The 21,396-nt window shown below is 39.2% G+C and carries 22 protein-coding genes; 14 read left to right on the top strand and 8 right to left on the bottom strand.

Translation table 11 applies throughout. The features are described from left to right. Positions 1 to 69: 69 nt before the first annotated feature. Together BLR86_RS01150 and BLR86_RS01145 are read right to left on the bottom strand one after the other, a co-directional pair. The gene (locus BLR86_RS01150; protein WP_090757817.1) at positions 70 to 2,679 is read right to left on the bottom strand and encodes a right-handed parallel beta-helix repeat-containing protein; all 2,610 of its coding nucleotides are present in this window, start codon (positions 2,677 to 2,679) and stop codon (positions 70 to 72) included. A gap of 327 nt (positions 2,680 to 3,006) precedes the next feature. Beyond that, positions 3,007 to 3,771, bottom strand: coding sequence for an IclR family transcriptional regulator (locus BLR86_RS01145; RefSeq protein WP_090757816.1), 765 nt, complete (start codon positions 3,769 to 3,771; stop codon positions 3,007 to 3,009). Between the two features lie 153 nt (positions 3,772 to 3,924). On the opposite strand from BLR86_RS01145, the gene BLR86_RS01140 reads away from it, so the two are divergent. The 6 genes from BLR86_RS01140 (at position 3,925) to BLR86_RS01120 (ending at position 10,068) form a co-directional block, all read left to right on the top strand. Beyond that, positions 3,925 to 4,779: a dimethylarginine dimethylaminohydrolase family protein gene (locus tag BLR86_RS01140; protein ID WP_175492770.1), complete on the top strand. Its 855-nt coding sequence runs from the start codon at positions 3,925 to 3,927 to the stop codon at positions 4,777 to 4,779. A 17-nt stretch (positions 4,780 to 4,796) separates the two neighbouring features. Then, positions 4,797 to 5,558 carry a dimethylarginine dimethylaminohydrolase family protein gene (locus tag BLR86_RS01135; protein ID WP_090758222.1) on the top strand — a complete coding sequence of 254 codons (762 nt, stop codon included), beginning with the start codon at positions 4,797 to 4,799 and terminating at the stop codon, positions 5,556 to 5,558. A gap of 241 nt (positions 5,559 to 5,799) precedes the next feature. After that, positions 5,800 to 7,200 (top strand): amino acid permease, encoded by a 1,401-nt coding sequence (locus BLR86_RS01130; RefSeq protein ID WP_090758221.1) that lies wholly within the window; start codon positions 5,800 to 5,802, stop codon positions 7,198 to 7,200. Positions 7,201 to 7,299: 99 nt separating this feature from the next. Next, a complete protein-coding gene (locus BLR86_RS01125; protein ID WP_090757814.1) occupies positions 7,300 to 8,928 on the top strand; it encodes a M20/M25/M40 family metallo-hydrolase in 1,629 nt (542 codons plus the stop codon). 111 nt (positions 8,929 to 9,039) lie between these two features. Then, positions 9,040 to 9,189, top strand: coding sequence for a hypothetical protein (locus BLR86_RS25870; protein WP_175492753.1), 150 nt, complete (start codon positions 9,040 to 9,042; stop codon positions 9,187 to 9,189). A 111-nt stretch (positions 9,190 to 9,300) separates the two neighbouring features. Further along, positions 9,301 to 10,068 carry an SDR family NAD(P)-dependent oxidoreductase gene (locus BLR86_RS01120; protein ID WP_090757813.1) on the top strand — a complete coding sequence of 256 codons (768 nt, stop codon included), beginning with the start codon at positions 9,301 to 9,303 and terminating at the stop codon, positions 10,066 to 10,068. Between the two features lie 179 nt (positions 10,069 to 10,247). Here the strand turns inward: BLR86_RS01120 and BLR86_RS01115 are convergent, their stop codons facing one another. Together BLR86_RS01115 and BLR86_RS01110 are read right to left on the bottom strand one after the other, a co-directional pair. After that, the gene (locus BLR86_RS01115; protein WP_090757812.1) at positions 10,248 to 10,550 is read right to left on the bottom strand and encodes a hypothetical protein; all 303 of its coding nucleotides are present in this window, start codon (positions 10,548 to 10,550) and stop codon (positions 10,248 to 10,250) included. Between the two features lie 223 nt (positions 10,551 to 10,773). After that, the gene (locus BLR86_RS01110; RefSeq protein WP_090757811.1) at positions 10,774 to 11,109 is read right to left on the bottom strand and encodes a replicative helicase loader/inhibitor; all 336 of its coding nucleotides are present in this window, start codon (positions 11,107 to 11,109) and stop codon (positions 10,774 to 10,776) included. Between the two features lie 263 nt (positions 11,110 to 11,372). Between BLR86_RS01110 and BLR86_RS01105 the strand changes: the two genes are divergently transcribed. The 4 genes from BLR86_RS01105 (at position 11,373) to BLR86_RS01090 (ending at position 13,958) form a co-directional block, all read left to right on the top strand. Beyond that, positions 11,373 to 12,008, top strand: coding sequence for a DNA-3-methyladenine glycosylase (locus tag BLR86_RS01105; RefSeq protein ID WP_254782193.1), 636 nt, complete (start codon positions 11,373 to 11,375; stop codon positions 12,006 to 12,008). Between the two features lie 106 nt (positions 12,009 to 12,114). Continuing rightward, positions 12,115 to 12,813: a DnaD domain-containing protein gene (locus tag BLR86_RS01100; protein WP_090757810.1), complete on the top strand. Its 699-nt coding sequence runs from the start codon at positions 12,115 to 12,117 to the stop codon at positions 12,811 to 12,813. Positions 12,814 to 12,889: 76 nt separating this feature from the next. Further along, positions 12,890 to 13,555: an endonuclease III gene (gene nth / locus BLR86_RS01095; protein ID WP_090757809.1), complete on the top strand. Its 666-nt coding sequence runs from the start codon at positions 12,890 to 12,892 to the stop codon at positions 13,553 to 13,555. Then, positions 13,548 to 13,958, top strand: coding sequence for a YpoC family protein (locus BLR86_RS01090; protein ID WP_090757808.1), 411 nt, complete (start codon positions 13,548 to 13,550; stop codon positions 13,956 to 13,958). The genes nth and BLR86_RS01090 overlap by 8 nt, the downstream gene beginning before the upstream one ends. A 26-nt stretch (positions 13,959 to 13,984) precedes the next feature. Here the strand turns inward: BLR86_RS01090 and BLR86_RS01085 are convergent, their stop codons facing one another. Together BLR86_RS01085 and recU are read right to left on the bottom strand one after the other, a co-directional pair. Beyond that, entirely contained in the window at positions 13,985 to 16,591 is a 2,607-nt protein-coding gene (locus BLR86_RS01085; RefSeq protein WP_254782192.1) for a penicillin-binding protein 1A, read from the bottom strand. Positions 16,592 to 16,609: 18 nt separating this feature from the next. After that, positions 16,610 to 17,221, bottom strand: coding sequence for a Holliday junction resolvase RecU (recU, locus tag BLR86_RS01080; RefSeq protein ID WP_090757806.1), 612 nt, complete (start codon positions 17,219 to 17,221; stop codon positions 16,610 to 16,612). Between the two features lie 142 nt (positions 17,222 to 17,363). On the opposite strand from recU, the gene BLR86_RS01075 reads away from it, so the two are divergent. The 3 genes from BLR86_RS01075 (at position 17,364) to BLR86_RS01065 (ending at position 19,633) form a co-directional block, all read left to right on the top strand. Then, on the top strand, positions 17,364 to 18,338 hold the full coding sequence (locus tag BLR86_RS01075; protein WP_090757805.1) for a DUF2515 family protein: 975 nt from the start codon (positions 17,364 to 17,366) through the stop codon (positions 18,336 to 18,338). 333 nt (positions 18,339 to 18,671) lie between these two features. Continuing rightward, positions 18,672 to 18,941, top strand: a complete 270-nt coding sequence (locus BLR86_RS01070; RefSeq protein WP_254782212.1) for a hypothetical protein — start codon at positions 18,672 to 18,674, stop codon at positions 18,939 to 18,941. A gap of 335 nt (positions 18,942 to 19,276) precedes the next feature. Next, positions 19,277 to 19,633 (top strand): DUF1798 family protein, encoded by a 357-nt coding sequence (locus BLR86_RS01065; protein WP_090757803.1) that lies wholly within the window; start codon positions 19,277 to 19,279, stop codon positions 19,631 to 19,633. A 55-nt stretch (positions 19,634 to 19,688) separates the two neighbouring features. Here the strand turns inward: BLR86_RS01065 and yppF are convergent, their stop codons facing one another. Continuing rightward, positions 19,689 to 19,898 carry a YppF family protein gene (gene yppF, locus BLR86_RS01060; RefSeq protein ID WP_090757802.1) on the bottom strand — a complete coding sequence of 70 codons (210 nt, stop codon included), beginning with the start codon at positions 19,896 to 19,898 and terminating at the stop codon, positions 19,689 to 19,691. A 190-nt stretch (positions 19,899 to 20,088) separates the two neighbouring features. Between yppF and BLR86_RS01055 the strand changes: the two genes are divergently transcribed. Then, entirely contained in the window at positions 20,089 to 20,652 is a 564-nt protein-coding gene (locus BLR86_RS01055) for a YppG family protein (protein WP_254782191.1), read from the top strand. Between the two features lie 73 nt (positions 20,653 to 20,725). Here the strand turns inward: BLR86_RS01055 and BLR86_RS01050 are convergent, their stop codons facing one another. Beyond that, on the bottom strand, positions 20,726 to 21,205 hold the full coding sequence (locus BLR86_RS01050; RefSeq protein ID WP_090757801.1) for an Hsp20/alpha crystallin family protein: 480 nt from the start codon (positions 21,203 to 21,205) through the stop codon (positions 20,726 to 20,728). Positions 21,206 to 21,396: the final 191 nt, after the last annotated feature.

The raw sequence follows: 21,396 nt of genomic DNA, 5'->3' as shown, positions 1-21,396 counted from the left end.
AAAAGAGCCAAGCATGATGCTTGACCCAGGTAAATTTCTAACGATTTAATTTTCCTTACCAATAGAATACTATTGTTTCTTTTTCTGCCCTGGCGGCATTTGTTTAATATGAATATAATGCTCCGCTTTCAAGTCATGGTAGCTGACCGTAATCATCGTTTTTCCCTTCTTACCTGCTTGGATGGAACCGTCGTCCTCTACCACCGCCATTGCTGAGTCTTTACTGGCATACTCAACATCGGCACTCAATGTTTTCATTGAGCCATCCGCATAAATTCCCATTACAACAAGCTCTCCAGTCTCTCCCTCTTTCAAGGAATCAGGACCTTTTACTTTAATGGACAGTGGATTTGCTTCCAGTGCGCCCACATTGCTTTGTCCTGAACCTGCCTTATTAAGGGCACTGGCAGGGGACAATCGAAGAAAATCGCCAAATTGGATGGTTCCCTTTTTAGAGCGTGTAAATGCGGCAGGGACGTCCAGGCTGACAAAATCCTCATTCATTACAGTCATTCCCTTACTGTTCACCGATTCTGATCCGTTATAGAAGAAGTTTGTTTCATCCACTACACCAGAAATAAAATCGGCTAATGCACCTGTCTTCGTCCTAAAGGAAAGGTTATTTTTGAAAATTCCCTGTTCTTCAGCCTTGAAATATGGATTGATCCGGAACACATAGTTAAAGCGCTTATTATTAAAAGAAGTATTGTTTTCAACAATCATTTTTCCCGGATTAAAATTGTCGGTAAACCCGTCCATGTTATTGTCAAAAGAAAGATTGTTGCGAACGATATGGGCGACCGGAAGACCTTCACCGCCAAGTTTAAATCCATTGCCCATATTGCCATCTTTGTTATAGCCGTTGCTCAACTTTCCGTTCGAATAGGCAATATTCCCTTCTAATGTGATCGGCATATTGGCGCCTTCATTTGTCCGGTTATATAAATCCCAGCCGTCATCAATATTGTGATGGGCGATATTCCCTTTAAACACATTGCCTTCGCCGACCCCTAATTTAGCGGCAAATCCGTCTGCATCTTCATCACGGGGGTCGCGGTTATCATGTGATTCGCAGTTAAGAATCAGATTGTACTTCGGCCATAAATCAGGGTTCGTACCGCTTCCTGTAATTTGTAGACCGGTATCGCCGTTAAAGTTAAAGAGCATTTGCTCGACCACATTGTGATCACCGCTCACCCTCATCCCATTAGCTGTGGCGCCCGTGATATGGAATCCCGCCACATGCCAGTAATCGGCATTCAGCTGAATCACATTGGCAAGCTTTCCTTGGCCATCGATGGTTACTTTTTCACCATTATAGGCAGCAATCGTTTTCACTTGATCCATTAAACCACTGTATTCCTTTTTAATGTTCAGCATGGCCGAAGGCGTATAGGTTCCTTCCCGCATAAAAATCGATTCACCAGGTAGGACGTACTTAATCGCCGTTTCTAAATCCATTGGATCCGCTATCGTACCCTTTCCAGTGCTGGTTCCCTTTGGAGAAACAAACAATCCTTCCCCACTGTTAAAAATCTTTTTCGTTACCTTAATGGTTTTCGTAATAGCTGCCGTCAAAGGCGCATCTATTGGTGTATAAACAATGGTAAACTCGGTGCTATCGGTTTCCAATTTGGTTTCGAAGGAATATACTTCATTCTTCACTACGGCTGTCTTGCCTACGACCTCTTTCCCGTCTCTCGTTACAGAAATCGAGCCATCGTAGTTCGCAAGCACTCTCAGTTTATAATCTGCAGAGCCTGATTCCGGTGCGGAAACAATGTTTATCACTGCATTTTCTTTTGCCGGCGGTGCCGGAGGTGTTGGAACGGTATGGGCATTGCTGAGCGTCAAGCTCGCATTCCTCACCGTCATTTTTGCATTTCTTGCTGCGTAAAAACCAACATACATATGGTCGGGGTCAAGGATTTGTACCAAATCGGCCCCTTTCACCCGAGTCTCAAACGTCTTTTGTTCCGAAGAATGTGTGAACGTGGTTGACATGATAAATTCAGTGTCTGTTCTTTCTAATTTGACCCTGACCGGTGTTCCGATTGGCAGAGTATAGGCTGGATCCGTTGTAAATCCGGTCGCTTTTAACTGACTGCCTAAATTGCCCCATGGATACACGACTCCCGTCCGATAGATCGGGCTGATTCCGTGGCGCATCATGCCGACACCAAAAATATTCGAAGCAGCCGGAACCTCTTCGTACCCTGTCATCATCGGGTCCTGCCTTGGTGCAGCAATGGTGTCTCTAACCATGATTCCCGCACTTTCCTGACCATTAGGTGCAGCACCAGTTTCAGGTCCAAATTGTTCAATGGTGAGATCGGCCTCGAGAACAAAGTTATCAGTTTTCGCGTCGAGCTTGGTGTAATAGAACGTTAATCCATCGTGGCCAGGTGCCAGTTTTCCGCCGCGGCTTTCCAATGTAATCGCCCCATCAATGGTCCCTGGCACCTCCGGTTTCGCGTAATTGGTGCCAATTTTATTAGGCAGGACATTTGCGGAAAAGTTTAAATCAGTAGACTGACCGAACGAGATACTTTCCCATTTTAATTGCGAGGTGTCCCGGATTTGTTTCATTTCCTCCTCAGCAAAAGACATCCCAGGAACTGCACTCAAAACCATAACCAAAGAAAGTACCATCGCCAACATCTTAGTAAGCGCTTTCAACTAATCAACTCCTATAAACTTATTTGTGTAACTCTAGAAGAGTATAGGACATCCAAGGAATTTTTTAAATTCAAAATTTTTAGATTTTTGTTTAATATTTTATCTAAATACGGAGTGCATGAAGAGATGAACTTTTTTGGATTCGCCCATTGAACAACAAAATTCGCTCATTGAAGGAGTAAGTCGGTAAATAAATCATGAAATGTAAAAAAAAGTGTAAATTTGCATCGAAAATGAAACTTTGATGAAATTGGGTAGGTAAAATTCCATTTTGAATCACATCCAACCTGAAGAAAAGAGCAGAATCCTGCTCTTTTCTTCAGGTTCTTAGTTATGTTTATGTACTTTATGGAGTTTACATTTACTTCCTAGTTTTGTGGAAATACGCAGGCTAGCTTGGAGTATTTTTTCGATTAACAACTGCTGTTTCCCATCAATTTGGTTGAAGTTTACATAACCGATGCTTAATGCTCCTACTAATTCGTTCGAGTGATTGAATATAGGTGCTGCGACCGAAGAGGTACCTTTCGTTCTTTCGCCGTGACTCTCCCCGTAGCCCTTATGATGAATGGTATCTAGCATTTCCAGGAAGGACGCTATTTCTTCTTTAGGTACTAAGACATCGATAATTTTTAAAGCTTCTTCCTTATTCATATGTGCCAGCATGACTTTATTTGCAGCGCCAATATTCATAGGAATTTTGATTCCCAACTGATCATAAATCCGAATTGGGTTATGAGGGCAATCGATTCTTTCAACAACTAAAGCTTCTAAGCCTATGGGTTTACTAAAATAAACACTCTCTTCCACCTCATGCATTAAGTTCTCCATTTCCGGGCGGATCAGCCCGACAAAATCAAAGCTATCATACATCTGTAAGCCATATTCTAGCCACGTATATCCCAGTGAATAGAGTTTTAGCTTGTGATCCTGCTGAATTAATCCGTGCTTCATCATCGATTGCAAAAGACGATGAATCGTACTAATAGGCAAATCACAATCCTTTGATAAATCTGTAATTGAGAACCATTTTTTCGTATCGCTATCAGCTAGAGCTTTCATTACTTGCATGGCCCGGTCAATGGTTTGCATTGTAGTCAACCCCTACCTCTTAAATTCATTAGTCAGTAAATTCGAAATATATTGACATGTATTTTTACTTTTTATATTATCATAGTATAGACTTCCATTAAAGGAAAAAGATTTCCACTATGCGGAAAAAAGGCGGTTGGTTTGATGTCATCTATGTATAAAAATTTAAAAAAAGTTATATTAAAACATCCAAAGGATGCCTTTATCAGTCAGGAGCATCTAAGGAATGAGTGGGAAGGATACAATTACCTCAACGAACCGGACTTCATAAAAGCACATCATGAATATGAACAGTTTTATGCGATTGTAAAAGAACATGTCGCAGAAATTGAATTTTTACCAGCTTCAGAGACCGTTGGTTTAGACTCGCTTTATGCCCATGACCCTGTGAAATTCACTAAGGCTGGGGCAATTATTTTGAAATCGGGAAAAAAGTTACGTCAGTCAGAAGCGCAAGCCTATAAACAATTTTTACAAGAAAAGAACATTCCTATTATAGGCGAACTAATAGGTGAAGCGGTATCTGATGGTGGAGACCTTGTTTGGCTCGATGATCGTACGTTATTGATTGGGCGAGGATATCGAACGAATGATGAAGCGATCCGGCAAATCAAGGAAATGACAAAGGATCTAGTAGACGAGTGTATCGTCGTTCAATTACCGCATGATCAGGGGGAAGAGGAATGTCTTCATCTTATGTCATTTATTAGTATCGTAGATGAGAATCTAGCAGTTGTTTATTCAAGACTCATGCCGGTATTTCTACGCCAGTTACTAATCCAGCGCGGATTTCATTTAATTGAGGTACCGGAAGAAGAGTACCACAAACTCGGCTGCAATGTACTCGCCTTAGCACCGAGAATCTGTGTGATGGTTTCGGGGAATCCGTCAACAAAGGAGCAGTTGCTTGAAGCAGGCGCAACTGTATACGAATATGACGGAAATGAAATTTCTTATTTAGGAACAGGAGGACCGACCTGTCTTACATGTCCAGTGGTGAGAGATTAAAAAAAGGGGATGCAATGATGTTTAAGAATACGATTGTGAAAATACCTAGTGAAAGTTATATCAGTGGATTGACTACTTCTGATTTAGGAAGCCCAATTTTTGAAAAAGCATTAGTGCAGCATCAGGCTTATATTGAGGCGTTAAAAAAATGTAGAACAGAAGTAACAATCCTTCCGAGTACTATCGAATTTCCTGATTCAACTTTTGTAGAAGATACAGCGGTCCTGACTCCAACGTTTGCTGTCATCTCTTATCCAGGAGCACTTTCCCGAAATGGGGAAATTCATGAGATGGAACCTGTCATTAAGTCTTTCTATGAAACTATTTATTACATTAAGGGTCCAGGGACACTTGACGGAGGGGATATCCTTCAGATTGAGGATCATTTTTATATCGGGATCTCTGCGCGAACGAACCTTGATGGTGCGAAGCAGTTAAAGCAGATAGTAGAATCGGAAGGTTATAAAGGCACTATTGTTCAGTTGGAAAAATTCTTTCATTTAAAAACAGGAATTACTTATTTAGGAAACCAAACAATTGTGGTCGCAGGAGAATTCATCGATCATCCAGAGTTTAATAGCTATCAAAAAATCATTGTTCCACCAGAAGAGGAGTACGCAGCTAATTGTATTCGTGTGAATGACTATGTCATCATTCCTTCAGGTTATCCATTAACGAAACAAAAAGTTAATAATGCTGGCTACAAGACAATTGAGCTCGATATGTCTGAATTCCGTAAGCAGGATGGTGGATTAAGCTGCTTGTCACTGCGTTTTTAATAAAGGCTCTTTTCTTAAACTTTGTTGCTTTTTATAACAAAAATATATGATTATGCTGTGTCTTAGCAGAAAACAGCATAATTTTTATAAGAAAAGAGCTTGCAAACTATATTCATTGGAACAAAATAACTATTGCCACGTTAAAATCGGCTTTAAGATTTTAACAACAATCGTTAAGAAAACAGCCTAAATGAGCGAAGGGGTCAATCTAATTTATGGGGTGGGTGAGGGAATGGAAACAATGAAACAAGAGGGGCAGCAAAATCAGTTAGTTCGATCAATGAAACGTCGCCATTTATTTATGCTTTCGTTAGGGGGAGTCATTGGTACGGGTTTGTTTTTAAATGCCGGCTATACCATTAATCAAGCAGGAGCGGGCGGCGCATTGATCGGGTATATATTTGGCGGAATTATTTTGTACCTTGTCATGGTCTGCCTAGGAGAGCTCGCCGTCTATATGCCTGTAACAGGATCTTTTCAGACATATGCCAGTAAATTCATTAGCCCTTCTGCCGGATTTTCTTTAGGATGGATGTATTTTATCGGATCGGCCACTACAGCAGGGGTGGAGTTTACCGCCGCCGGTATCCTGATGCAGAGGTGGTTTCCAGATGTCTCTGTCTGGATATGGTGTGCAGCCTTTATCTTGCTGTTATTCGGACTAAATGCCTTAACGACAAGAGGTTTTGCTGAAGCAGAATATTGGTTTGCTGGTATAAAGGTAGTAGCGGTAATCTTCTTTATTATCATTGGTGCAGGGGCCATTTTTGGAATAATTCCTCTCGAGAACAGACCGGCTCCATTATTAGAAAACCTGGCTCCATCTGGTCTTTTCCCGGCTGGAATTGCCATTCTTTTTGTGACGATGATGAATGTTATTTTTTCCTATCAAGGATCTGAATTAATTGGGATTGCTGCCGGGGAGAGCGAAGAGCCGCAGAAGAACATTCCTCGGGCGATTCGAAACGTGTTGTTTAGAATCATTGTCTTTTATCTTGCCTCTATTATTATCTTATCAGCGATTTTTCCAACTGAAGAGCTCGGATTACTGGAAAGCCCATTCGTTACGTTAATGGATTTGGCTGGAATTCCGTTCGCACCTGATATTATGAATTTTGTTATCCTGACAGCGATTTTATCAGTTGGCAACTCATGTATTTATGCTTCAACCCGACTTTTATGGGCTATGGCTCATGAGGGGATGGCGCCAAAACGGTTTGGTAAGCTTTCAAAACGGAAAGTTCCATTTGCAGCCCTTATGTATACAATGGTATTTTCACTTTTATCACTACTGACAAGTATTATTGCTGCAGATACAGTATTCGTTCTCTTGATGTCTGTCGCCGGAATTTCCGTGACCATCTCCTGGATTGGAATTGCGCTCTCTCAATTTATGTTCCGACGTAAATACTTGCAAGACGGTGGGAAATTAGCAGACCTGCAATACAAAGTACCATTTTATCCGTTAATTCCAATCATATGTATCGTATTCTGTGTATCCATACTAATATTCCTAGCCTTTGACCCAACCCAGTTGATTGGACTACTCATCGGAATAGGATTCCTAGCAATATGCTACCTATCCTATTACCTCAAAAGCAAACAAACAAAGGCGAATTCAGAAACAAATATAAAAGGATAAAATAACGGTGAAAAAAGAACGGTGACAGGCACCGCCCGTGGACACTTTCCACCCCAGGCGGACACTTCGAAATATAGGAAAAGTAAAGGAGTCTTGAATATGGAACAACTTAGGTGGGGGACACCGGATAGACTGCGAAGGTTATTGTGTGAGTTGGTGAGTTGGCGGAGTATGACGCTAACGGCTGGGGAGCGGGAGTTTCCTAGCAGGGTTCAGGAGAAGTTAAAGGAATTACGTTATTTTCAGGAGAACCCCAGTCATTTGGGTCTTCATGAGGCTGATTTGGGGCGGCGGTTCTTAACGGGGTTATATAAGCATTTTGAGGCAAAGGAAACGATTGTTTTATTAAGTCATTTTGATACGGTAAACACAGAAGAGTATGGGGACCTTGAGGAATATGCCTATCAGCCGGAAGAATTGACGAAATTACTTTTAAATAGAATTAATGAGTTAGATGGGGATGCCCAACGGGATCTCACATCTGGTGAATATTTATTTGGACGTGGCACCATGGACATGAAAATGGGGCTTGCGATGCATATGGGATTATTGGAAAAAGCAACGGTTGAGAAATGGCCAATTAATATCCTCCTGCTGACAGTCCCTGATGAAGAAGTGAATTCTGCTGGTATGCGGGCAGCGGTTACGAAACTGCTGGAATTAAAAGACAAGCATACTCTTAGCTATAAACTTTTTCTAAATGGGGAGCCGGTATTTACGCAGGAACCGGGTGATCGAAGTTTTTATGTATATTCCGGATCAATTGGAAAGATAATGCCATCCGCACTCTTTTATGGAAAAGAAACACATGTAGGCGAACCACTCAGTGGCATTACTGCACCATATATTGCTTCATTTTTGACTCAACGAATGGAGTGGAATTCGAGCCTACAGGAAAAAGTAAAGGGAGAAACGACACCGCTTCCTGTAACCCTGCAACAAAAAGATTTACGATTGGACTACTCGACTCAAACACCATACCGTTCATCAGCATTATATAACGTGTTTTTAATGAACCGCAATGCAGAAGAAATTATGGAGATATTTGAAAGGGTTGCCATTGAGGCAGCACAGACTTGCAATCAAGCGTATAAAGAAATTTGTTTAAAGCAATCCATAAAGCCAGTTGGCGAGGTCCGGGTATTGCGATATGAAGATTTACAAACACATGCAGTCCGCAAATTTGGATTTCAGTTCTTGGAGGATAGGAAGGCTCAAGTTCAGGCGAATACTAACTGGGATGACCGTGAAAAATCATTGCGGATTGCAGATAGTTTGATGATAGAATGTCAGGAGCTTGCACCAGCCATAGTCTTACTATTTGCCCCTCCTTATTATCCAGCGGTTAATTCCTCTGATGATAATCTAGTTAAGAACTGTGTTCAATATGTCAGGGAAAAAGGACTAGAAAAATTCAATCTGCCTGTAAAACAAGTTCATTATTTCAACGGAATCAGTGACTTAAGCTATGTTAACTACCAGGATGAAGGGGAAGGGTGGACTGCCTTTAAAGCGAACACGCCGGTATGGGGAAGCAGTTACAGTATACCATTTGATAAAATGGCCAAACTTAACGCACCTGTCTTAAATGTCGGACCACTTGGAAAAGATGCCCATAAACGAACTGAACGACTGCACATAAAAAGCGCCTTCGAAGAAGTTCCGAGCCTTGTTGAGGGTATGATAAAAATGATTTCGAAGAACACGAGCCAATGTGTTAAGTTATGAAAACAAGGGGGCACCTTCCAGACGGGAGGTGCCTTTGAATATTTTACTAGTATATTTGCTTCGGTTATGAGAGTGTCTAATAAAAGCAATAACCCATAGGGGGGGTTCCTTTTGTCGATTCAAGATCATCAACAAGCGAATGATAACCAAATATTAGAAAAAAGCAGAGGAAAAGGTCATCATGAAGTGAATGATAACCAAATATCAGAAAAAAGCCGTGAAAAAGGTCATCATCAAGCAGATGATGACCAAAACGAGTGATCCTTTTAAAACTATGTTTTTTTAAATGTGACTCTGCTCGTAGCAACGGTTTCTCAACAGATTTATAATGGAGGTAAGCGACTTTATACAGAAAAGGAGATGTCATAACCAATGAAACATATTATCATCACTGGGAGTACAAGAGGTATTGGATATGGTTTGGCTCGGGAATTCTTACAATTAGGTTGTAAGGTGACCATTAACGGAAAGTCACATGAAAGTGTCAATCGCGCCTTAGAGAATCTCCAAGAAAATTTTTCGGATACTGTTCAGGGGTTTCCTGCAGCAGTGGAGAATCGTGATGACCTGGAGACACTTTGGGAATCGGCTGAAAAAGAGTTTGGGAAAATTGATATTTGGATTAATAATGCAGGAATTGACCAGGTGAGAAAATATTTTTGGGAACTGACTGATCTAGAGTATGAAAAGGTGGTTCGTACGAATCTATTAGGTGTCCTAAATGGAAGTCATGTGGCTATCAATCATATGCTAAAACAGGGAGATGGACAAATTTTTAACATGGAGGGTTTCGGTAGTAATGGGATGATGCGGCCATGGATGACTTTGTATGGGACATCCAAAAGTGCGATTAGTTATTTTACTCGTTCTTTGGCAATTGAAGCGAAGGATACGAATGTAAAGATAGGAACACTAAGTCCCGGTATGGTTGCAACTGATTTCTTAAGTAACTCACTTAATGAACACAATCGAAAAATTTTCAACATTTTAGGCGACAAGGTCGAACCTGTAACACAGTTTCTGGCTGCGAAAATCCTTCAAAATCAAGAAAATGACGCCAATATTCAATGGCTGACCAAACCAAAAGTGATGTGGCGTTTTGCGAGCTCGATGTTTAAAAAACGGGATATTTTTAATTAATAAACAGCTTTGTTATAGTAGTTTGAGAATAAGGAGGGTTTAAGAAACAATTAAGTAAATATACCTTAAACCAAAAAGACATTCTAGCTGAATGTCTTTTATCATTTAGTTACCAAAAACAGACTAAAAGTTATTTTAATTAATTTAATGTACCCCATGTCATGTTCCAAAGATGTGTTTTAATCAAAGCGGACTTGATCTTCTCCTTCAACTATTAGCTCAAGTTCTGTTAAAAAATTGAGTTCCAGAGGTGCAGGTAAACGTTCAATGATTTCTTTAATTTCGATAAGGTTTTCTGCTTCTTCAATTGTAGATGGTGCATGTTCTAGATGTTGAAACCAAATCTTCAATTCGTCAATAAAGTCATAAAAATGCATCTCAAACCGTTCAGCGCAATCTTCGGTTTCATTCTCTGAAGCTCTTTTCATCAGTTCCCAATCTTCAAGGGCAGTTTCCAGTTTTTCTAGAACACGGTTTATCACACAATCAGTCCTTTATATGTCTTTTGGTATCGAAGTTAATTAACTCTATGATTCTATCAAAAAAACAATAAATTTCCAATTTTACAAGCCTCAAACACACTTCTCTACCTAATAAAACTTGAAACAGAAAGCTCACATCGCTTTTGCGAAAAATGGCAAGGCTCTAAGGTGATTTCATTAGCACCGGAGCAAGAAAAATGCACCAATTAGGATGCCCTTCGCTTCAAATAGATTTTCTTGTTGAATATTCGAGAAGCCAGTCGGGTATTGGACGCATCGCATTGTTACGTTCGCATTCAAATCTCTTACGCTCATTCTTCATCCATTTCTGTAACCTCTCTTGAAAATTATTTTTTTCAAGGTGAAATACCGCAATATCCGCAATTGTCGGTGGATAAGGACTTTTGCGTATGTGGTTTTTTAGCTTAGTCAAAACTTTGTCATAATCCATTTCAGAACAAAACTGGAACCATTGCTGAATGGTTTCGTTCTTGAAAATGCAATGGGGATAAACCGATTCAATGAGTACTAATAATTTCATTACCTCTTTCTTGGTCATTGCGACACCTCCTCTAAGACAATTTTCCCGGTCTGAATCAATCGTACTACTTGTTCAGCTATCGATTCCTTATATGCTTTTTTGTACTGTTTACTGTTGTCCCTTGAATCTAGTTTTGTCCTTAATAACTTTTCGTAATACAAAGGCTGCTAGTTTTTCCGTTCGGATTCTTTTGTAGATATATCTTCGCTTGAAGTATTGGTTTAGAAGGAGTAAGATTTTTAAAAATAATCCTTTAAAAATCACTTTGGGAGGAAGACAACTTGGCAGAATTTGCAAAAGAAATCGTTCCATTACCTGATGCCTTTTATCAACAGTCAACTCTCGAACTCGCTAAGGCATTACTTGGATGCCTCCTGGTAAAAGAAACGACTGATGGCATTGCGGCAGGATATATTGTTGAGTCAGAAGCTTACATCGGTCCTAGTGACAGGGCTGCACACAGCTATAATAACAAACGTACAGCAAGAACAGAGGTTATGTTTCATCGGTGCGGACTTGCCTATACTTATTTTATGCATACACATTGCCTTTTCAATGTAGTTAGCGGAGGGGAAGATAAGCCTGAAGCTGTTTTGATTCGAGCGCTGGAACCACTCTATGGAATCGAGCTTATGAAATACAGGAGAGGCATGGATGATTTGCCTAAACTTACCAACGGACCTGGCAAATTGACAAAATCACTAGGAATTACAATGGATGACTATGGACATCAACTGTCGAAGCAGCCATTATATATTGCAAAAGGCTTCAGTCCGGAAAGCATATCAGCTGGAAAAAGGATTGGAATCGATAACTCTGGCGAAGCTAGGGACTATCCATGGCGATTCTGGGTTACGAATAACAAGTATGTATCAAGGCATCAAAAATCAGAGTATGTATTTGTGACCGAAAAGTAATGACGATTGTACAATGCACTTCCATTTTTCTATCAATAGCTGGATAATTCATCCCTCTTACTCAGTGAGGTTGTTCATGTTATACTAATCAAGAGGTGTCGCAAAGATGAAAACAAATTTAATATCATGGCTTCAGGAAGGGAATATAACGGTCCCTGCTGTATTATTTACTGAGTACCGTAATATGAATCTAAATGAATATGAACTTGTTCTTTTATTAAATATTATTACTTTTATAGAAAAAGGAAATGACTTTCCAACCCCAGAAGAACTTTCATCACGAATGACGATTACAGTTTCAGAATGCAACGAGATGCTTAGAAGATTAATTCAAAAAGGGTTAATAGATATTATGGATGAAACCTCATCCGAAGGAATTATGTTTGAAAAATATTCTGTAGCTCCCTTATGGGAAAGGCTTGTGGACCAGTTTTTAATGAAAAATAAAATGACACAAGCAGTTACGAAGAAAACAGACGAAACTGACCTCTATTCGTGCTTTGAGAAGGAATTTGGTCGTCCTTTATCTCCGTTTGAATGTGAGTCATTGGCAATGTGGATGGATGATGACCACCACGATCCCATGATCATCAAGGCGGCATTGCGTGAAGCGGTTATGTCAGGAAAGTTAAATTTCCGCTATATTGACAGGATTCTTTTTGAATGGAAAAAGAATGGCATTAAGACGATTGAACAGGCAAAGAATCATGGGCGAAAGTTTCGTCAAAAGCAAACGCCTAACCGACCTGTACAAGATTCACAGCCATCAACTAGTTCTGTGCTTTATAATTGGCTCGAACAGTAAATTCAACAAAACGAGAGGAAAATTTCTCTCGTTTGTTTCCATTTATATACTAAAAAAACTGGCAGGTGAGATTTCTTTGTTAAACAATACACAAATTCGTTTTTGTTTAGATAAAATGGGGGAGATGTTTCCTGACGCCCATTGTGAACTAACCCATTCCAATCCGTTTGAGCTAGTGATTGCAGTGGCATTATCTGCACAATGTACGGATGTTCTCGTCAATAAAGTTACCAAGAATCTATATGAAAAATACAAAACACCAGAAGACTACTTACGTGTATCTTTAGATGAACTGCAAAATGATATCCGCTCCATCGGTCTTTTTAGAAATAAAGCTAAAAATATCCAAAGTCTTTGCCGATTATTATTAGAGGATTATAACGGAGAAGTCCCAATTGACCGTGATGAATTAACAAAACTTCCAGGTGTTGGCAGGAAAACAGCGAATGTTGTTGTATCAGTGGCGTTTAATATTCCTGCGATTGCCGTTGATACACATGTTGAGAGGGTAAGTAAGCGTCTTGGGATATGCCGTTGGAAAGATTCTGTACTAGAAGTTGAAAAAACATTGATGAAAAAAGTACCAATAGAAGAATGGAGTGTTACTCATCATAGATTGATTTTCTTTGGCCGATATCATTGTAAAGCTCAAAATCCACAATGCCCTAGCTGTCCTTTAGTAGAGCTATGCAGAGAAGGTAAAAAGAGAATGAAGGGGAGGGAGGAAGTAGCGAATGGATAACAACCTGATTTTCCCTTTTCTAAAAGAACTAGAATTAGTGGATTCTACTGTTGATGTTAATGAAGCTATTCCACTCCTTGCTGCAGAGTGGAATCAGCTTAAAGGGGAACTTGAAACTCTTTATCGGAATCGTGACCAGAAAACTACGCTCGATGGAATGAAAAAGGGGATTGGCTTATACATTCAGTTTTTATATTTGTCCAATGATCGACAAGGTAAAGATCTTGAGTCATTTGATTCTTTAGAAATAAAGCCTGTTAATCTCGAAGAAAGATTAGTTTTTATTCTTAGCAGACCCAACTTATTTCATTCTTACCGTCAGCTTTCAGAGTTAATGATGGAACAAGAAAAACTATATGCGAAAAAAAATATCCTAAAAAAGCGTCTAAGCCAAAAGGGCTAGACGCTTTTTTACGTTTTATTTTAACTTCATCTTCGGCCATTACCATTATTATTGCCATTTCCATTCCCATTGACTGGCTCGGTCGTTACAGGCGCTGCACCGGTTCCACCATCTTCACCACCGTTACCGCCACTGTTTCCGCTACCGTTACCATTGCCGTTACCATTGCCGTTCCCGTTGCCATTCCCATTCCCGTTACCATTTCCATTCCCGTTACCATTTCCATTACCTTCATCCTCTTTGTCTTGTTGTGGTAAAGGTATATCGACTGTGGTTGTTACAGGGTCACTTCTCTTTTCAGCAATAATAGCAACGATTGATATGCTATATTTTGCTCCAGGTGTCGGACTTTGAAGGGTAACAACTCGTTCTGAAATAGTTGATGTTTTTGGTTCTACACCATCCGTTACGGTAATTTCAAATTGAACTGGAACATTTTCTGGATTGTTGTAATCCCAAGTTAGTGTCACTACATTTTTTCCGGCATCGTAATTAGCAATCGGATTGACTGGAGCCGCAATCTTGTTATATTTCTCTGACACCGTTTTTGGGACATGGCCTTTTACTGCGTATTCTGTAATAACCTCACTATCAGGAGTGAACTCACTTGCAAGTGCTGGCGGCATAGAGCCTTTTTCAATCCTAACCTTCTGAACACTATCTGGAACAGGAAAATCAGCTGTTTTAATATCCTTTGATACATATTCCATGAGGTCTTTAAAGATTAATTGTGCAATTTTTTGATCGGCACCTGCTTGAATAGGCGTTTTAATACTGGAATAACCCGTCCATACAGCAGCAGTATAGTTGGTTGTGTAACCTGTAAACCATGCATCAGGGACAACCTTAGTGCTAGTTATGTTCCATTTTTTCATATCTTCTGTTGTGTAGTTGGTTGTACCTGATTTCCCTGCAATTGGCAGGCCAGGAACTTTTGCTGTCGTTCCGGTACCAGGAGAAACCATAACACTTTTTAACATATCTGTAATCATGAAAGCTGTAGAATCTTTCATAACAGGCTTTGTTTCTGGTGCTGTGTCAAGGACAGTACCATCTCTAAGCTCAATTTTTTTCACCGCATAGGGTTGTGTATACATTCCGTTATTTCCAAATGCACTAAAAGCGCCAGCCATTTGGAGAGGGGAAACACCTATCGTTTTTCCACCAAAGCCGCCAATCGCATAGGATTCAAAAATTTCCTTTAGTGGAATTCCTAAGTTGATGGCAAAGTTTTTTGCCTTTTCTAAACCAACCTGCTGAAGTGCTTGAACTGCGGTTGTATTTTTAGAAAGCTGCAGCGCAGTACGCAAGGAGATCGGGCCCATATACTTATCATTCCAGTTGCCAAACTCTTGACCTGTTGAATACTTTATTGGTTTATCATCAATGGTCTGATAGGTACCCCAATTGAGATATTCAATGGCTGGACCATAATCAAGAACAGGTTTGATTGTTGAACCAGGCTGCCGTTTTGTATCGATTGCATAGTTGAAGCCTCGCTTGACCTCTTGGTTTCGTCCACCGCCAATGGCACGGATTTCACCTGTTTTTGTATCAATGAGAGCGATTCCTGCTTGAAATTCAGCATCAGGGTATTTAATCACTTCATCGGTATTTAGAATCGTATTCACATGCAACTGTGCGTTTTTATCGAGGGTTGTATGAATCGTTAACCCGTCTGAAAAGATATCAAAATCACCTTGTTTCTCTACTTCATCAATGACGGCATCAACAAAGGCATCATAAGGTTTTTCGTCTCTTTCACGTTCCTCTTCTTTAACTAATGAGGCAGTAACAGGTACACTTTTTGCTGCATCCATATCTTCTTTTGAAATGTATCCATGCTTCTCCATTAAAGTTAAAACGATATTACGTCTTTTTTCTGCTAAGTCCGGATGGTCAAATGGGTTATAATTATTCGGACTTTGGGGCATTCCAGCTATCTGTGCTGCTTCTGCAAGGGTTAGTTCATTTAATGGTTTGCCATAATAAATTTTTGCGGCCGTTGCCAGTCCATGACTATTTTCGGATACAAAGACTTTATTAATATACATTTCAAGTATTTGGTGTTTCGTATATTTTTGTTCGAGTTGATAGGCCATCCATGCTTCCTGTACCTTTCGTTTCAAGGTTTTTTCAGGAGTTAAAAATGAATTTTTAATAACTTGCTGTGTAATCGTACTTGCACCTTCAGAACCAAATCCTTCACGGAAATTGGCAACCACCGCACCAGCTAAGCGGATGGGATCCAGCCCATGGTGTTTATAAAAACGGGCATCTTCCACTGCTAGTACTGCATCTTCCACTTGTTTGGGTATATCCTTATAATTTACATACTCGCGGTTTTCCGACCCCACCTCGGAAATCAACTGCCCATCTTTATCTAAAACTTTAGAAGAGATAGGGTCTTTTAATAATTTTGGGTCCAGTTTAGGGGTATCCTTTACTAAAAAAGCAAAAGTTCCAACACCAGCTAAAATACCAACAATGCCCAGTGCAACAAGGGAGAGAAAAATCTTCTTAACGATGCCACTAGGTTTTTTCTTCGCTTGTTTTTTTCCTTTGGACTGTTGGAGTTTCTTACGGCGTTCCTCTCTTGATTCTCCTGCCATAATAAAATTCCTTCCTTTCATACAACAACCATTTTCATTTTATAAATGAAAAAGAGTATCTATAATTTTAATATAATCAATTCTAGGTCGAAATCCAAGCGGTATATATACTGCATTTTGCTCAATTTCTTCTTTTGTAATTGATTTTCTCCCCCCATTTTTCATTCTTTCCCAAAAGGATAACAAGTGATTTGCTTGGAGAAAATATACTTGTTCCCGCTTTGAAAATCGGAGGATAACAAAACAAATTCCACCCTGTGAAACGACTTCCTGCATATGATCGATTTGATGCTGATGAAAGTTTTTCAAGGGAAACGAAGTAAGATTAGCCGTTTCCTTTGCCTCAAAATCGATGTATTTACCTTTATATACCCCATTATAGTCAGTTGTTGACGCTTGTTTGAAATATGCCTCTTTAATGACTGCAGCACTTCTTTTCGGATAATCAACCTTGACGATTTGAACGGGTGTTGGCTTTTTATGAATAATGGCTATATTTCTCTCTCGATAATATTCATTCGTTTCATTTAAGTCTTCTTCGAGGGTCATTCCTCGATTACTAAAGGATGGATTACTAAGTTTCTTTCCTTTAAATTCTGTTTCGCTGTCTTTTGGAATATACCTTTTTCCGTTTGGGTAATTAAAGTTCACGATAAGCACCTCTCAAGCTATTACTTATCATAACAAATCTCTGAAGAATCGGGTGTATAAATTTTTCTCGTACACACACGCTAATAAAAATAATAACCCTTGACTCTCTAAAACTTCTAATATGACGATAAGGAAGATGAATATGAATCATCTTACAATACATGAGATTGAGACAATCAGTCAAATTGAAGGTGAAACTACTAAGAAAAATCTCGATAATATTTCAAGGACAGATGCCTATTTTGCCTATTTTAAAAAGAACCCAGATATTGTTTGGTCATTCCTTGCCAGTATGGTTTCAAGGAATGGCGGATGGAATATGTGTGATCTGGAGGGAAATATTTTTCGAGAAATCTTAGAGCCGAAAACAAGGAAGGAGCTATTTCTTACTTTTGAGCGAGCCAATTGGTTAATCTTCCACGACGTATACCCGCAATTATTGCTCTATCACTATTCGACGAAAATAAACCGTCCGATGTTTCATCTCCTTCCATATTTTAAATGTTCAAAATTTATTCAAAACGAATGGGAGAGGTACTGGAGAGAAGGAAATCGTGAACGGCTGACGACGGCATTAATTATTAATGAACAAAATGTTATCCATAAACCTGTAATCCTTCAGCCAGTGTATAAAAAGCAGGTTTTTCACTCATGGATTTTTAAATTTCAGGATTGGCTTCATTTTAGTTGTGTTCTGTTTCCGACATGCGGGGGAGAATTATATGGTGCTAGTGTAAATGGCTTTAAGTCCCTTTCAAAGAGAATTAATCTTGGAAAAAGGTTAGCAAAGATATTGACCCATCCGCGTCTTTTTTCGGTTTTTTTCGAATTTGCCGATAAAACACCGCATACAGGATCTCGTAATGATTACGAACAATATTTTAAGACAAGGACAAACCGGCAAACACCGATTTTAAGAGCGACTTTTCCGATTATTGAACATAATCATTATGAATATGAGGATTGGAGCGCGAATAGATTGGTTTCTCCAGCATGGCTGCATTTTGCTGCAAGGCATCGACATACCATTCACTTAACAGATTGGTATTTTGAAAAATCAACCCAACTTGAACTAATGCTTGCCATTCAAAAAGCAGCACATATAAAGAAAATATAAAAAGCAAGGCAAATGTTGCCTTGCTTTCCCGATTATTCCGCTGGACGATTTGGTCCTTCGAGTTTTTTATCACCATAGCCAACTTTATTTCCAACTTGTGATTGGCCAGTTTTTTTGTTTTGTTTCTTTTTTGACATCATCAACACCTCCATTTTTTAGCTTGTTCGATTTTTCCATTTTTCATGCGAAAATAAGCAGTGTCGAATGGGAAGGTAATTTATGCCAGATTGGCACTTTCTTTGACGAAACACTTCTAGTTTTGTCAGAGTGGAAGGAAGTGTAAAAACGAAAGAGAATAGTACTAGTAATAAAAGCGAGGAGGTTCTAAATTTGATGAATTCGTCATTGCCAGAAAAAGTAAAGTTGCTTTCTATGCTGACAGAAATATATGATCAATTAGAAGAACTGGAAATTGTTTTAGAAGCATCTTTCACAGACCTTCGCATTCAAATGAATAATGAAGAGTTAACGAAATTAACCGCACCCGTACAAAAACTCACTACACTTGAAAAAGAGTTAGATAGGATAAATCAGCCAACAGATGATGCAGCAGAAAAAACAAGTTCGATTGCAAGATCGCTTAAACTTGAAATGGGCTTTTAATTACCGATAGAATAAGAATAGAAAACTTGGAGTAGCTTTTAAAAAAAGCTGCTTTTTATTATGTAGGCTGTGTTAAAGGATTCTGTTGATTCGATAACCTGTTGATTTGCGCGGAAGGCACGAGACTCCTGCGGGACTAGCAGGTCAGGGTGAGACCTTGCAGGCGCGTAGCGGCGAGGAGGCTCACCGACCGCCCGCGGAAAGCGAAGTGCCTCGTGACAGGCAAAGAACGCCTGTCCCTGCGGTGATTATTCAATGAAGCTTTCCTTAGTGGAGCGCAAATCAACATCCTTGTTTAACACAGCCATTATGCAAAAAAGAAGGGGAAATTTACGATGTCAGAAAAAATTCTCGAGTTAACAAAAAAACTGATTGATTTTAATCAATTATGTCTTAAATACTATGAAGAAGCCAGGGAGACAGGGATCACGCTTGATTTTAATGAAGTAATCAAGCCGTTTGCAAATGAGGTAAAGGTGGTAGGGGTTGAATGGAATGTCACAATGAAGGATTGGTTGAAAAAAAATCCCCAAAAGCATATCCATCCCAAACAAATTGATACCACTTTAGAACATATAGAACAACTATCCATCCAAGCATTTTTCCCAAAAACAAGCCGATCAAGATTTTTAAATACCAATCGGACAGTTGAATATTTTCTAGTAGAAATTGTTAAAGAACTGAAAAAATAATAAAGAGATGCAAAACTGCATCTCTTTTGGGCTTGTCTAGTTGTAATTTTCATATTTATGAATTTTCGATGAGGGAGTCTTCCTTATAATCGTCAGGAATTACGGCGCCATGAGCTTCAAGTTCACGAACTAGAAGGCGATACTCTTTAATGTCAATCTCGTTATGTATATACGCCTTCTTAGCAAAATCCAATAATGTGTTAACATCATCCGTGTTGTATTCCCGACTTTGAATAAACTTGCTTTTAAGTGAGCGTATGACCATATGTAATTCCTCCTTCATCTTTTTTTTAATAGTACCATGAAAAAAAAGGATTCCTAGTTTTTAAAATATTTAAACTTTAGACAAAATTCTCCTCATTTTGACATTGAAATCTATAAGAAAATATGCACCCATAATCTATTTCCTACATAGTGTGTAGTATTGAAAAAACGCACCAAGGAGATGTTTGCCCATGTTTGGTAAAAATAGATCAAATCCTTATTTAAATCATGGATACTCGGGGCAAATGAATTACATGAGTCCAATCTATTATCAACCAAATTATCAACCGGTTCCCCGTAATCTACCATATCAGTACCAAGCAGTACAGAACATGGAGTGGTATCCATATCAACAACCAAATCCTTATTTTCAACAGCAATATCAACAACCGTATCAACCATATGAATCAGCCTATCAGCCTGGTGGAATACCTCCGCAAATGCCCAATCCAACTGGACAGTACCCTCCAAAAGATGGGCAATTTCTATTTCAAAATCCACTCCAGCCCAAAGAGGAAATGGCCCAGAACCCGTATATGGCGCAAATGAATGGTTACCAAGGAATGAATCCATATCCAAAACCAAATGGAATGATTAAACAGCCTGGAGGAATTCAATCCCTCATGAACTCTTTTAAATCACAGGATGGTACAGTGGATGTTAACAAGATGGTGAATACCACTGGTCAGTTAGTAAATGCTGTCACGCAAGTGTCTTCTTTAGTCAAAGGGCTTGGTGGTATGTTTAAAGCATAAAAAAGAGAAAGACGGCGAATAGCCGTCTCTTTTAATGGGTTTTTGTCGAAAAGTTTTTCTAGAATCAAGACTATTAGTCTTCGATGTTTATTGTTTTTCCTTTAATAAGTGGAATGCGAATCGTTAATAGACCATCCCGATAGGATGCTTTAACCAATCTTTCATTAATGACCATAGGTAAGGAAATGGTCCGGGAAAGCCTTTGTTGCGAAACCTTTTTATGAAAAAAGTGGTTGTTAAGATCTTCTTTTGCCTCGACCTCATGATTTTCGATGGTAATCGTTAATTGATTCGGTAAGATATTTAGTCGTATTCGTTCCTTTTTAATCCCCGGCAGCTCTGCTGAAATAATGGTTTCATCCTCCAAGTCCCGGACCTGAACTGGAAATCCTCCACTAGGAAAAGGATTATTGAAAAATTCATCCATCGATTGTAGAAACCCTTTTACTGGTTTTTCATGAATTAGGTCATTCATGGACCTAAAAAAATCTTTGAAATGTTCCGGTTTCACTTTCTTATTATTATTTTCATCACTTGGAATCATGGACGACATCCTGTTTTCCCCCTCTATCCAAATTTTCTCATCCTATCATATGCTCTAAGTTTAGGTTGGTGCTTTGACAAAGATTTGAGCTAACTTTATGAACCTTTTATTACAACGTCTTTAAAAGTGACTTATGTCACATAAAAGTTTTCCGACTGTTTGTATGCTTAATAAGTAATTTAAGGAAAGCGAGGAAGATA

This window comes from Bacillus sp. OK048, from assembly GCF_900103525.1.
GTDB lineage: Bacteria > Bacillota > Bacilli > Bacillales > Cytobacillaceae > Neobacillus.
The sequence above is the reverse complement of the archived record's forward strand: the minus strand, read 5'-3'. Positions and strand labels throughout refer to the sequence as shown.

Excerpts from the sequence above, each read along its gene's own strand:
- BLR86_RS01075 (WP_090757805.1), top strand. The coding sequence starts at position 17,364 with ATGAATCATCTTACAATACATGAGATTGAGACAATCAGTCAAATTGAA.
- BLR86_RS01100 (WP_090757810.1), top strand. The coding sequence starts at position 12,115 with ATGAAAACAAATTTAATATCATGGCTTCAGGAAGGGAATATAACGGTC.
- BLR86_RS01070 (WP_254782212.1), top strand. The coding sequence starts at position 18,672 with ATGAATTCGTCATTGCCAGAAAAAGTAAAGTTGCTTTCTATGCTGACA.
- BLR86_RS01090 (WP_090757808.1), top strand. The coding sequence starts at position 13,548 with ATGGATAACAACCTGATTTTCCCTTTTCTAAAAGAACTAGAATTAGTG.
- BLR86_RS01145 (WP_090757816.1), bottom strand. The coding sequence starts at position 3,771 with ATGCAAACCATTGACCGGGCCATGCAAGTAATGAAAGCTCTAGCTGAT.
- BLR86_RS01140 (WP_175492770.1), top strand. The coding sequence starts at position 3,925 with ATGTATAAAAATTTAAAAAAAGTTATATTAAAACATCCAAAGGATGCC.
- yppF (WP_090757802.1), bottom strand. The coding sequence starts at position 19,898 with ATGGTCATACGCTCACTTAAAAGCAAGTTTATTCAAAGTCGGGAATAC.
- BLR86_RS01110 (WP_090757811.1), bottom strand. The coding sequence starts at position 11,109 with ATGACCAAGAAAGAGGTAATGAAATTATTAGTACTCATTGAATCGGTT.
- BLR86_RS01120 (WP_090757813.1), top strand. The coding sequence starts at position 9,301 with ATGAAACATATTATCATCACTGGGAGTACAAGAGGTATTGGATATGGT.
- BLR86_RS01085 (WP_254782192.1), bottom strand. The coding sequence starts at position 16,591 with ATGAAAGGAAGGAATTTTATTATGGCAGGAGAATCAAGAGAGGAACGC.
- BLR86_RS01130 (WP_090758221.1), top strand. The coding sequence starts at position 5,800 with ATGAAACAAGAGGGGCAGCAAAATCAGTTAGTTCGATCAATGAAACGT.
- BLR86_RS01065 (WP_090757803.1), top strand. The coding sequence starts at position 19,277 with ATGTCAGAAAAAATTCTCGAGTTAACAAAAAAACTGATTGATTTTAAT.
- BLR86_RS01125 (WP_090757814.1), top strand. The coding sequence starts at position 7,300 with ATGGAACAACTTAGGTGGGGGACACCGGATAGACTGCGAAGGTTATTG.
- BLR86_RS01050 (WP_090757801.1), bottom strand. The coding sequence starts at position 21,205 with ATGTCGTCCATGATTCCAAGTGATGAAAATAATAATAAGAAAGTGAAA.
- BLR86_RS01055 (WP_254782191.1), top strand. The coding sequence starts at position 20,089 with ATGTTTGGTAAAAATAGATCAAATCCTTATTTAAATCATGGATACTCG.
- BLR86_RS01135 (WP_090758222.1), top strand. The coding sequence starts at position 4,797 with ATGTTTAAGAATACGATTGTGAAAATACCTAGTGAAAGTTATATCAGT.